The organism is Myceligenerans xiligouense (genome assembly GCF_003814695.1).
In the GTDB taxonomy this organism is placed as follows: domain Bacteria; phylum Actinomycetota; class Actinomycetes; order Actinomycetales; family Cellulomonadaceae; genus Myceligenerans; species Myceligenerans xiligouense.
Genome location: NZ_RKQZ01000001.1, coordinates 4,711,855 through 4,723,192 on the forward strand (window position 1 = coordinate 4,711,855; position 11,338 = coordinate 4,723,192).

At 70.2% G+C, this 11,338-nt stretch carries 14 protein-coding genes and 2 tRNA genes; 11 read left to right on the plus strand and 5 right to left on the minus strand.

Annotation, left to right across the window (positions count from 1 at the left end):
* Positions 1–12: 12 nt before the first annotated feature.
* From EDD34_RS20460 to EDD34_RS20505, 11 genes are read left to right on the plus strand one after another with little or no spacing between them, the layout of a single operon-like run.
* On the plus strand, positions 13–492 hold the full coding sequence (locus EDD34_RS20460; protein WP_211341652.1) for a plasmid replication, integration and excision activator: 480 nt from the start codon (positions 13–15) through the stop codon (positions 490–492).
* Entirely contained in the window at positions 492–923 is a 432-nt protein-coding gene (locus EDD34_RS20465) for a hypothetical protein (RefSeq protein WP_123816202.1), read from the plus strand. The genes EDD34_RS20460 and EDD34_RS20465 overlap by 1 nt, the downstream gene beginning before the upstream one ends.
* On the plus strand, positions 920–1,285 hold the full coding sequence (locus EDD34_RS20470) for a hypothetical protein (protein ID WP_123816203.1): 366 nt from the start codon (positions 920–922) through the stop codon (positions 1,283–1,285). The genes EDD34_RS20465 and EDD34_RS20470 overlap by 4 nt, the downstream gene beginning before the upstream one ends.
* Complete coding sequence (locus EDD34_RS20790) at positions 1,285–1,527, plus strand: hypothetical protein (protein ID WP_170177142.1); 243 nt, start codon at positions 1,285–1,287, stop codon at positions 1,525–1,527. Before EDD34_RS20470 ends, EDD34_RS20790 begins: the two co-directional genes overlap by 1 nt.
* On the plus strand, positions 1,527–2,072 hold the full coding sequence (locus EDD34_RS20475; RefSeq protein ID WP_123816204.1) for a hypothetical protein: 546 nt from the start codon (positions 1,527–1,529) through the stop codon (positions 2,070–2,072). The genes EDD34_RS20790 and EDD34_RS20475 overlap by 1 nt, the downstream gene beginning before the upstream one ends.
* Positions 2,069–3,916: an FtsK/SpoIIIE domain-containing protein gene (locus tag EDD34_RS20480; RefSeq protein WP_123816205.1), complete on the plus strand. Its 1,848-nt coding sequence runs from the start codon at positions 2,069–2,071 to the stop codon at positions 3,914–3,916. Before EDD34_RS20475 ends, EDD34_RS20480 begins: the two co-directional genes overlap by 4 nt.
* Positions 3,913–4,635, plus strand: coding sequence for a DUF2637 domain-containing protein (locus EDD34_RS20485; RefSeq protein ID WP_123816206.1), 723 nt, complete (start codon positions 3,913–3,915; stop codon positions 4,633–4,635). Before EDD34_RS20480 ends, EDD34_RS20485 begins: the two co-directional genes overlap by 4 nt.
* Entirely contained in the window at positions 4,632–4,961 is a 330-nt protein-coding gene (locus EDD34_RS20490; RefSeq protein ID WP_123816207.1) for a WhiB family transcriptional regulator, read from the plus strand. The genes EDD34_RS20485 and EDD34_RS20490 overlap by 4 nt, the downstream gene beginning before the upstream one ends.
* Positions 4,958–6,550 carry a replication initiator gene (locus EDD34_RS20495; protein ID WP_123816208.1) on the plus strand — a complete coding sequence of 531 codons (1,593 nt, stop codon included), beginning with the start codon at positions 4,958–4,960 and terminating at the stop codon, positions 6,548–6,550. Before EDD34_RS20490 ends, EDD34_RS20495 begins: the two co-directional genes overlap by 4 nt.
* Before the next feature lie 10 nt (positions 6,551–6,560).
* Positions 6,561–6,785 (plus strand): helix-turn-helix domain-containing protein, encoded by a 225-nt coding sequence (locus tag EDD34_RS20500; RefSeq protein WP_123816209.1) that lies wholly within the window; start codon positions 6,561–6,563, stop codon positions 6,783–6,785.
* Complete coding sequence (locus tag EDD34_RS20505) at positions 6,782–7,978, plus strand: site-specific integrase (RefSeq protein ID WP_123816210.1); 1,197 nt, start codon at positions 6,782–6,784, stop codon at positions 7,976–7,978. Before EDD34_RS20500 ends, EDD34_RS20505 begins: the two co-directional genes overlap by 4 nt.
* A gap of 80 nt (positions 7,979–8,058) precedes the next feature.
* On the opposite strand, the gene EDD34_RS20510 is transcribed toward EDD34_RS20505, so the two are convergent.
* The 5 genes from EDD34_RS20510 to EDD34_RS20525 all read right to left on the minus strand — a co-directional run.
* Positions 8,059–8,131 (minus strand) — tRNA-Ala (locus tag EDD34_RS20510).
* 32 nt (positions 8,132–8,163) lie between these two features.
* Positions 8,164–8,283 (minus strand): DLW-39 family protein, encoded by a 120-nt coding sequence (locus tag EDD34_RS20980; RefSeq protein WP_211341653.1) that lies wholly within the window; start codon positions 8,281–8,283, stop codon positions 8,164–8,166.
* A gap of 164 nt (positions 8,284–8,447) precedes the next feature.
* Complete coding sequence (locus EDD34_RS20515; RefSeq protein ID WP_123816211.1) at positions 8,448–10,127, minus strand: beta-1,3-glucanase family protein; 1,680 nt, start codon at positions 10,125–10,127, stop codon at positions 8,448–8,450.
* 373 nt (positions 10,128–10,500) lie between these two features.
* Positions 10,501–10,574: transfer RNA gene (locus EDD34_RS20520), tRNA-Ile, on the minus strand.
* A 184-nt stretch (positions 10,575–10,758) separates the two neighbouring features.
* Positions 10,759–11,338: DUF3566 domain-containing protein (locus EDD34_RS20525; RefSeq protein WP_246012602.1), on the minus strand; the 580-nt coding region annotated here is incomplete at its 5' end.

Genomic DNA, 11,338 nt, shown 5'->3' on the forward strand with positions numbered 1-11,338 from the left:
TCCATCAGATCGGTGGCTGAGGTCCTGGACCTGCGTCACCCCGACACGAGGGAGATAGCCATGGCGATGCCGAGGCGTATGAGCGTGCCGACGGAGGTCGTGTTTCCGGCGGGTGCGTACTTGAAGGGTGGTGTGGAGCCGGTGGCGGACTTCAACGCTCCGCAGCGTGAGGACGGGTCGCGTCCGCAGCAGTTGGACAAGGACTCGGGTCTGCCGTTGTGGCAGGTGCTGGTGTTCGACTTCGACGAGGACGCGGGCAAGAAGGACTCGGCGGTGACGGTGAAGATCGCTGCGCGGTACCAGCCGGTCCCGCCGGAGAACAAGGGCCCGCTGCCGCTGACGGCGGTGGGGTTCGTGGGCCTGACGGCGCTGGCCTACATCGACGACAACGGGGCACGGCCCCGGATCGTGTGGTCGTTCAAGGCGGCCGACATCTGCGCGCCGGGCCAGGAGGCCGAGCGTGAGGCCGAGCTGAACAAGGCGGCGGCCTGATGCCCGGCGAGGACGCCATCGCGCAGGGGGTGACGGGCGCTGCGGTGCCTGCTCCCTCGGTGGCCGAGCTGCTGACCGTGGCGGCTGACGTGGCGGCGATGGTCGAGGGCCGGACCGCCTATGTGACGGTCTCGACCCACACCAGCAGCGTCAGCGTGCACGTGGACGCTCCCGGCGACGCGGAGCACCTGGCCCGCCTGCTCGGGCTCGGACACGTGGACTACCACGACGCGAGCGACCCGGACCGGCCGGGCTGCGTGGTCTGGACGGGGGGCCGCTGGCCGGGCGTGGAGTTCTCCGTGCTGTGCACCTCGGACGCGATGGCTCGCCCCGTGCGGGCCTTCCCGGAGCGGGCGGCGGCGTTCGATGAGCCGGTGCCGTTCCTGCTGGGCAAGAACGTGCGCAACCCTCGCAAGCAGGTGGCGGCGTGACCCGCGCGGACACCCTCCAGGTCGCCGCCGGGCTCCTGCGCGATGCGGCCGGGACTCTCGGGCAGGCCCGCGACTGCTTCGACGTGGCCGGCCTGCCCGGCTCTGGCGCGGAGGCTGACCGGCTGGCCCGTGAGGTCACCGACCTGGGCCAGATCACCGCTCAGGCCGCCGAGACGGCGCGGGCTGCTGAGCCTCCGCGTCTGCGGATCGTCCCCCCGGACGCTCCGGGCCGGATCTACGGGCAGGGCTACGACGGGTCGTGGTTCGACGACCGGACCGAGGCCGACCGGCGTGCGGCCTTCGACCGCGAACACCGCATCAACAACGACGGCAAGGACGACGACGGGAAGGGGCAGGACTGATGTTCGGACTGGGACGCAAGCAGAACGCGAACGAGGCCGCTGACGAGGCGGTGCGCGCGCTGGAGGTCGCTTCGGAGGCGCTGGCGCGGGCGAAGGACGCGATGGAGGCCGCCGAGGTCACCGAGTTCCGGGACCTGCGTGACGGGACCCTGCACGCGCGTACGCAGGTGGAGGTGCTGCGGACGCTGGCGGGCAAGATCGCCGACCGGCTCGACGAGCAGCAGGCGCGGGGTGAGCGGTGATGACGGGCACCGGAGCGTTGGTCCTGGACGGGCTGTTCGGGGTGGGTGAGCTTGCCCGGCGGCGTCGCGCGCAGAGCGTGCAGGTGCGCTACCTGCCTGAGCGGCTCAAGGCTCGTATCGCTGAGCAGTTGCAGGGCGGCTACCGCACCTCCACGCGCCTGGTGGCGGCGGTCTACCCGCTGGTGCACGTGGACGACGCGGTGTGGTGGTGGCCGGAGCAGGGCAGGCAGGCCGGGCTGCGCGTGGTCGAGTCCGGCTACCACCTGTCCCGGATGGTGGCCTACCAGCTGACCCACCAGTTCGCCCACCCGGTCCCCGGCGCGGCCCCGGCCGGTTCCGGGTCCTTGCTGGTGCCCGGCGCGATCGCGGAGGAACTGCGCGCGATCCGCCCCGGCCTGGTGCAGCTGGGTGAGGCGCTGGAGGCGGACCTGTCCCACCTGGCACACAACACGCCGGACGGCTACATCGCCCTGAGCGAGCAGACCGAAGACGTCCTGACCGTGCTGGCCCGCCTTCAGCGGATCGTTGAGGAGGTCCGGCGATGACGGTCACCGACCCGGTGACCCCCTCGGGGCCGGAGTCTGCTGGCACTACTTCGGTGGTGTCGGCGGCTCCGGCCGCCCCGGCGGTCCCCAACACCTCCGCTTCCACTTCCTCCTGGCCGTGGCTGGCGGCCCGGAGCCTGTGGGCGTTCGTGCAGGCGGCCGGATACGGCACCACTGCTGCGGCGCTCACCCTCTACCTCTGGGCAGTCCGTGCCGGCCGAATCCTGATCCTCCGCCCCGCCGGACCCCTCGCCCGCTTCGTCGGGCGTCGCCTCGCCGCTGCTGGCCGCGCGTTAGGCCGCTGGTGCTGGGGTCGGGGCCGGTCGGGCAAGCGCGGCAAGGTCTCCCGCAAGGTCTGGCGGCGTATCCGCGTCGCCTTCTGGCTGCTTGCCGGTGCCGGTTTTTGGTGGGCGGCCTGGTCACTCGGGATCGGTGACACGGGCTCCCAGATCCGCACCGCCCTGGCCGTCGCCGCGCTCGGGTTCGTTCCTGGGCTGCTGCGGGCCGTGTTCGCGCTGCTCGCACCGCGCCTGTACGCCCGGTTTGACGCCTGGACGTTCCGGCAGGGGCAGCGCTGGTGGGTCCGGGAACGCTGGCCCGTCGTCGCGGCTGCCTGCGGGTTGGCGGTGCGGGACAAGGACGGCAACGAGCACACGGCGAAGATCAAGACCTCGGCCGTGCCCGGCGTCGTCACGCTCCGCGTCCCGACGCTGACCGGCCAGACAACCCGCACCATCCTGGATGCGGGCGAGGCGATCGCGACGGACTTCGGGGCGCACTCCTTCGAGGTGCGACCGGTCAAGCCTGGCCTGGTGGCGCTGCGCCTGTTCCTGACCAACGCGCTCACCACCCCCCGCACCGCCGGCGTTCCCTCGGTCGTCGACCTCGACGCCGTCACGGCTGGGGTGCGCCTGGATGGGGCCGCGTTCCGCCTCCGGGTCCGGGGCCGTCACACCCTCGTCGTCGGCGCATCCGGCTCGGGTAAGGGGTCGGCGTTCTGGGGCCTGGTCGGCGGTCTCGCCCCCGCGATCCCCGAAGGGCTCGTCCGGGTCTGGGGCGTCGACATGAAGAAGGGCGTCGAGGCAGGCATGGGCGAGCCCTTGTTCCACGCGGTCGCCTACACCCACGCCGACGCCGTCGCGATCCTGGCCGAGCTGGTCAAGGTCATCGAACACCGGGGCGTCGAGATGCGCGGCAAGTCCCGACTGCACGTCCCAACGTCGGGCGATCCGCTGCACGTGCTCGTGATCGACGAGCTTGCCGACCTGATGGCCTACTCCGACTTCGAGGTCCGCCGCGAAGCCGAACGCCTCCTGTCCGTCATCCTCACCCAGGGCCGGGCCCTCGGGGTCGTGGTGGCCGCGTTCGTGCAGAACCCGCGCCAGGAGGCCGTGGGCATGCGCAACCTCTACACCCAGAAGATCGCCCTCCGTCTGGACTCGGCGACCGAGGCAGAAATGGTCCTCGACTCCCGGGCCCGGACGGCTCCGGCCGAGCTGATCGACCCGGACGCGCCCGGCACGGGCTACCTCGTGAACGAGGACGGCACGGTCTCCTTGGTCCGCTTCGACTACTGGCCCGACGAACTGATCAAGGCCACCGCTCGGGCCTACCCGTCACCCACCACGGCGGATCTGGCTCCGGCTACCCCTGCACCGAAGCCGTGGGGCAATCCGCTGGCCGGACTCGATGGCCTCGACCTCGACACCCCCACCACGCCCCGCAAGCGCTCCCCCCGCAAGAACCCGCGCAACCGCCGCCCGGCCGACGCCACCACCCAGGCCGCGCCCGTCGACGGTTCCACGGGAAACACGCCCTCGACCGAACAGGAGACGAACTCATGAACCGCACCCCTGCCGGGCCCGTGGCCCGTATCGCTGCCGACTCCCGGCCCGTCCTCGTGTTCACCGTGGCCCTCACGGTCGCGGTGGCGCTGGCGTCGTTCGCGCTGTCGTTCGCCTCGCTGCGCGATGCCGCGACCTGGGGCCGCGTGCCCGAAGCGCTGGCCTTCCTCGTGCCCGTCGTGATCGATGCCTCGGTGCTCGTGTATGGCCTGGTGGCGCTCGTGCTGCGGGCACGGGGCCGGTCGTCGGCCTGGGCGTGGTTCCTGATGTTCGGGTTCACCGTGGTCAGCGTCGGCGCGAACGCTGCCCACGCCTACGACGTGCCCGAAGAGGTCAAGGTCCTGGTCGGCGTGGTCCTGGTGGCCCTGGCTCCGCTGTCGGTGCTGACCTCAACGCACGCGCTGGCCTCGCTCGTGGTGTCCGACGCACCCGCCCCGGCCGCTGAGCCGGTGCCCGCCCCTGAGCCGGTGTCGGTGGGTGTGGCTACCGTGGCTCCGGCCACCGGGCCCGAGCCTGAGCCGGTGCCCGCGATCACTGCCCCTGCCGAGTCTCCCGCTCCAGCCGTCGCGGATCCCGAGCCCGAGCCCGAGCCGGTCCCGGCTCCTGCTCCTGCCCCTGCTCCGGTGGTGCGTCGTGCGCCTCGTGTGGGTCGCCCCGCCCCGCTTGCCCAGGCCACGCTTCCGGGTCTGGACTTTGAGGCTGCGGCGGTCACGTCATGACCGCCCCCACCCTGCCCCTGGCCGGTCCGCTGCCCGACTGGATGGCCGATGGCGCGTGCACGTCCGGTCCGGCCCGCCTGCTGCCCTGGATCGAAGAACCCGGCGTGGCCTCGCCCCTCCAGGTCGCTGCCATGGCTCGCGTGTGTGCGGGCTGCCCGGTGCGGCTGGCCTGCGGGGTCGAAGCACGGTCCATGACCTCTGGGTTCTGGGCAGGCCGTCAGCGCGGCACCGCCGAGCTCGTCGACGACACCCCGGCCGCTGCTGGCCTGGTCGGTGTGCCGGTGCAGGACACCCTTCCGGGCCTAGACCTGGTGGGGGCCGCGTGAACGGGCTCGACCTCGATGGCGGCCGGTCGGGGTTCCCTGGATTCGGGCCGGACGCGCCCCTGGACCTGGGAACCCTGACCGACGCCGAAGCTGCCTCCCTCATCGGACGGTTGCGTAACCGCACCGCCGGAGCCTTCGCCGACGTCGCGGCGTCGGTCGGTTACTGCTCTCACCCGGTCCGCCTCGCGGGATCGTCCATGACCCTGGACCGTGCCACCGGCGAGGTGCTTTCGCAGTTCTCGTCCACGGATGCGCCGCTCGGGGAGCTGTACCGGGCGTGTGGGAACCGGCGCGCGGACGTGTGCCCCGCCTGCTCCCGGGTCTACGCCCGCGACACATTCGAGATGATCCGCGCCGGAGCCGTCGGCGGCAAAACGGTCCCCTCATCGGTGACGGCGAATCCGCTGGTGTTCGCCACCCTCACCGCCCCCAGCGTCGGCCACGTCCACGGCACCCGCACCACGCCGGACGGCTCACCCGCACCCTGCCTGCCCCGAGGACGGGCCAAGCGGTGCCCCCACGGCCGGCCGGTGTCCTGCTGGCGCAAGCACACCCCCGAGGACCCCCACCTTGGGGAGCCGCTGTGCTTCGACTGCTACGACTGGAACACCGCCGTCATCTGGCAGTGGTGGGCCCCGGAACTGTGGCGACGGTTCACCATCACCCTGCGCCGTCACCTGGCCTCGGTACTCGGTGTGCCGGAATCGAAGCTGCGCGACCATGCCTCGCTGGAGTTCGCGAAGGTCGCCGAGTTCCAGGCACGCGGCCTGGTGCACTTCCATGCCCTGATCCGCCTGGACGGACCCAACCGCGCCCCGATCGGCGCGCGCCTGGGTGATGCCGGGAACGCCGCTCCGCTGGACGGGGACGCGCTCACGGCCGCCGTGGAAAACGCCATCAGCGCCGTGCAGTTTGAGGCTCCTCCGGTCGATGGTGCAGACGTGCCGCGCCTGCTGTCCTTCGGGGAACAGCGAGACGTGCGGACCGTGCGCACTGGCCTACCGGACGCCGCCGACGACGGGAAGCTCTCCCCCGAACAGGTGGCGGGCTATCTGGCGAAGTACTCCACGAAGTCGACCGGCGTCGACCCGGCTGCCCCGCGCCCGCACCTGGCGCGCATGGCGCAGACCTCCCGGCACCTTGCCGAACGTGCTGCCACGGCCTGCCGGACCCTAGACGGACCGGACCCGGAGGACGACGAGGGCTGCTGGTGCGGCACCTGCGCCGACTCCCCCTACCGGCTGCTCGCGAAGTGGGCACGCATGCTCGGATTCCGAGGGCACTTCTCGTCCAAGTCGCGCGCCTACTCCGTGACGCTCGGCAAGCTGCGCACCGCTCGCGCCCGCTACGCCCGCCTCAAGGCCGACGCCGACCGCCGCGGCGTGCCCCTGGACGTGGCCGACCTCGAACGCCGACTCCTGGCCGACGAGGACGACGACACCACCCTCGTGGTCGGCGAATGGACCTTCCGCGCCGCCGGATGGGGCTCACCCGGAGACAAGATCCTCGCCGACGCCGCAGCCGCACGCGCCCGCGAATACGCCCAATGGCAGGCCGAACAGCGCAAGACCAATTCCGATGACCGTTGAGGGGGAAGTGATGGAGACCAGGAAGAAGACGCGCGCGTCCCGGTTGAAGCCGGTCGAGGTTGAGCCGGTGCTGTACCGCGTCGAGGAAGCAGCTCAAGCGCTCCGGATGTCGCGCTCGGTCGTCTACGAACTGATCCGATCCGGCCGGCTTCGCACCGTGAAGGAGGGCACGCGTCGCCTCGTCCCGGTCGCCGCTGTCCTGGAGTACGTGAAGTCTCTGGAGGCTGCGGCGTGACTGGCGCGGAGGAGGAGAAGGGCCGGCGCGCGAAGGGTGAGCACACGGTCTATCTCGACAAGGCTCGTGGTGTGTGGGTTGCCCAGGCTGACCTGGGGTTCACGGCTCGGGGAACTCGTCTGCGCCCGAAGGCATCGGGCAAGACGGAGGATGCGGCCCTTCGTGCGCTGCGGAAGCGGGTCCGTGAGTACGAGGCAGGTCTGGTGCCTGGCTGGGAGCGGGTCACGGTCTCACAGGTCGTCGAGCAGTGGTTGGAGCTCGGGCGGTCGACCGTGGGAGAGAAGACGAAGGAGGGGAACGAGAACCACTACCTGCGGCACATCAAGCCGGCCCTAGGCCGTCGTCGGGTCAAGGACTTGCGTCCGGACGACGTGGATCGGTGGCTGTTGGGACTCGCGGCGACGCTGGCGACCTCGACGCTCAAGCAAGTGCGTTCGGTACTCAAGCGCTCTATCGATCGGGCGGTGAAGCAGGGCCTCGCGGAGCGGAATGTCGTCGACCTGTGTCCGCCTCCCCGGGGTCGGGCCGGTCGTCGGTCGAAGTCGCTGACGCTGGAGCAGGCTTCTGACGTGCTGGAGAAGACGAAGCAGCACCACATGCACGCGTACATCGTGCTGTCGATGCTGGTCGGCGTCCGCCCGGAGGAAGCACGTGCGCTGCGGTGGGACCGGGTGCACCTCGACCCGCCCGGCGACGTCCCGCCGCACGTCGAGGTCTGGCGATCTGTGCGCTTCGGGAACGACACGAAGACGCCCAAGTCGCGGCGCACGCTCGCGTTCTCGGGGTACGTCGGGGCGGTGTTGCGCAAGCATCGCGCTGACCAGGACGAAGCTCGACGTCGGGCCGGGTCCAGATGGAAGGAGCACGGCCTCGTGTTCCCGTCTCAGGTCGGCACGATGCAGGATGCGCACAACGTCCTGCGCATGTTCCGCGACGCCCTCAAGCTCGTGCCGGGCATCGATCCCGAGGAGTGGATCACGTACGAGCTCCGGCACTCGTTCGTGTCGATCCTGTCGCACCACGGGATGCCGGTCGAAGAGATTTCGCGGCTGATGGGGCACTCGGGAACTGCGGTGACAGAGCTGGTCTACCGGCACGAGCTGAGGCCGGTGCTCCAGTCCGGCGCCGGCGTGATGGACGCGGTGTTCCCCATGCTCGGTGAGGGTGAGGCGGCGAGTGATGACGGCGCGTAGGCACTCGGATAGGCACCATCACTGCTCGGAAACGAGGAATCCCACCGGGCCGATTAGGTATCGTGCCTGGTGGGACTGGGTGGAGCCAAGGGGACTCGAACCCCTAACCCCCTGCTTGCAAAGCAGGTGCGCTACCAATTGCGCCATGGCCCCGGACGAGACGCCGGATCGACGCCCCGCACATACTACTCGACGGTGTCGGTGACCTCGGACCAGAGGTCACGCCCCTCGGCGTCCTCGTTGAGCTTGCGCCACAGGACGTACCCGGCGCCGGCAGCCAGAATCAGGACGAGCAACTTCTTCACGAGTTCCTCCGTGGTCGGTGAACGACGGACCGATGCCCCCGATCCTCGTGCGTTCCACAATCCCACATTCCCGGCGGCAACGACCAGTCGGAACGAGGTGGCACGCCGTGGAGCCGATGGCGGGCCCGGCGCCAGGTGGCCGGGCCCGCCGCGCTCCCGCAGCCTCAGACCGCGCCGAACGTCCAGGACTGCTCGGTGCCGCTGCCGCAGGTGCGGATCTCGAGCTTCTGACCGTCCTGCAGCGCGCCGTCGATCACCGCGAGGCACTTGCCCGACTGCGGGTTCACCAGGTGCCGCGCCGCGCCGTCGTAGGTCCATGCCTGCGCGCCGGTGCCGTTGCAGGTCCAGAGTTGAACCGTGGCGCCGTCCGCCGTCCCTCCGCCGGCGACGTCGAGACACTTTCCGAGCGCGGAGACCGTGTCGCCGGAGCGCGTCCAGGTCTGAGCGGCGTTTCCGCTGCAGTGCACGATCTGGATCGGGTTACCGTCCGAGGCATCGGCCCACGGCACGTCGAGGCACATCCCGTTGGCGGCGAGGACCGTTCCGGTTCCTTCCGGCAAGGAGGTGTCGGGCGGGGTGCCGTCGTCGCCGCCGCCCCCGTCACCGCCCTCTCCGCCGATCGGTGTGGCCGCTCCGGCGAACGGATCGAGCTGCATGAACGCCTCCGTCGGGTTCCCGTCGTGGACCAGGGACTCCTGGTTCTCGACGTCGTCGAACGCGAACGCGTACGCCTTGCCGTCGGCCATCTGCTCGTGGATGTACTTGCCGTAGTAGTTCGTCCGCCCGTTCTGGTAGAACGTGTCCGACGACGGACCCGGGTGCACGTCGCCGAGCAGCAGGGTCGAGCGGTGGAACCCGGCGCACAGCGTGCGGGCGATGGCGCCGACGTCGTCGTTCGGTGCGAACAGGTCACCGGCGCACCCGAAGATCGACTCGGCCGACGGCTTGGTGAAGCCGGCCACGAAGGCGCCACCGCCGTCGGTAAAGGTCATCGTGTCGCCTGAGACGGTCCCGTAGAACTTGGTGTCCGGCGCGAAACCGTAGGGCACGACGGTCATCGTCCTCGACCGGTAGCGCTCCCACACTTCGTCGACGTAGGGGGTGATCACGTCGGGGGAGATCTGGCCCGTGCCGATCCCGTGGCCGGGGGAGAGCACGCGGAGGACCGATCCGTCGGGCGCCGTCTGCTTCAGGCCGTTCCAGCCGGTAGTGGAGTCGAGAGCGGAGACGACGTGGGAGAAGCCGTCCGGCTTGAGCATCCCGGTGTGCAGGATCTCGCCGCTCGAGGTCCGCAGGCCCGTCTGGTAGGGCGCGGAGAAGAAGTCGACCTGGGTGCTGTTGATCCACAGGCCCGAATCGTTCAGCGTGTACTCGGTCCAGCTGAACATGATGTCCCGGTTCGGGTCGTCCGGGTTCTGCACGGCCGGCTGCACCAGACGCCCGTCCAGCACGATCTGGAACGTCATCTTGCTGCCGTAGCTGAAGTAGACACGACCGGAGAGCTTCGGCATCTGGATCGTCTTCGACTGCCCCTGGGCCGGGCCGGGGATCGAGGCATCCGGGGCGGGCTCGGGGACCGAGCCGGCATCCGGCCACGGATGAAACGTGCCGGTCGCGTCGGCGTAGCCCATGTTTCCGTTGCGCTCGCCGAGGACGTAGAGGAAGACCTGGTCGCTCCGGTCCGAGTTGTTGGTGATGGTCAGGGGGATGGTGTCCGGTACGGCCGCCGCCACCTTCTCCGTCTCGGCGAGCGGTGCCGGAGCGCTCTGCGCGGCTGTCGCCCAGGGAACGAGCAGACAGGTGACTGCGGCGAGGGTTCCGATCAACTTCCGGGACGATGACATCTGAACCTCCTCGGGTTCGTCGGCAAGTGGGGCCACGTTGCCCCGCGTGCAGAGACGCCCTTGCCCGGCACGCCCGTCCCACAGTAAGTAAGGCTTACTGCCCTGTCACCCGTCTAGAGCGAGAATAGGCCCCAGAACCTAATGGTTATCCCTTACCCCGCGACAGGGTGAATCCAGAAGCACCGCACGAACACCCCGACCCACGATGCCCAGCCCCACAGCCACCCCGGCCCCAGCCCCATCCCACAGACCACCCAGCCCCGACCGGGGGTCCGGGGGGCATGCCCCCGGGGCGGGCGGCGGGGGCCCCGCCCCCGCAGAAAATGACGAGACGGCGCGGCCCATTCCTGGGCACACGCCGTCCACCGTCGAGTGGGGCTACGAGGACTTGAACCTCGGACCTCATCGTTATCAGCGATGCGCTCTAACCGCCTGAGCTATAGCCCCGAACCGAACCAGGAGGTCTGCCCGACCGGACAGCCGCTCTCTGGCAGCACCCAGACATTACCCCAGCGAGCGGCTCTGCCCCAAACCGAAATCGTGGATCCGACCAACTTCGGGGTGTGAGATGCGCCAGGACACGTCGGCGGCGCCCCCCCTTCGAGTGGGGGACGCCGCCGACATCGGACGCTCAGTCGTCGGTGAGCGTCATGTGCACGCCGCCTACCAACGCGGCAGTGATGTTGTACAGGAACGTCATGATCGTGGCCAGCGCCGTGAGCAGGACGACGTTGCAGATGGCGACGAGCGTGGAGAGCGAGACGATCCGCTCGAACTCGACGTACTGCATCACGTTGAAGTTCGTCTCCTCGCCGATGGCGTCGGTCACGAACGTCTGGATGTTGTCGAACACGCCCAGGCTGTCGATCACGGACCAGAACACCACCGTCGCGACGACGGTCATGATCGCGATCGCGACGGACAGCAGGAAAGCCAGCTTCATGACTGACCACGGGTCGATCCGCGAGATCGCCAGGCGCACCCGACGCGGGCCCCCGCTCGGCCGGGGTGCGTCGCTGGGCACCGGCCCCGGTGTCGTGTCGCTCTCCGGCCTGCCGCCCGAGCCGACCGGAATCGTTTCCTCTGCCGGCACGGACGCGGATCCCCGCACGGCCCCGGCGGCGTAGTGCATCTCCGGGGGAGCGGGCGGGACGGGCTGGGGCTCGGCCGGTGCCGCGGGAGGACTCTCCGGCATCGCCGAGGAGACCTTC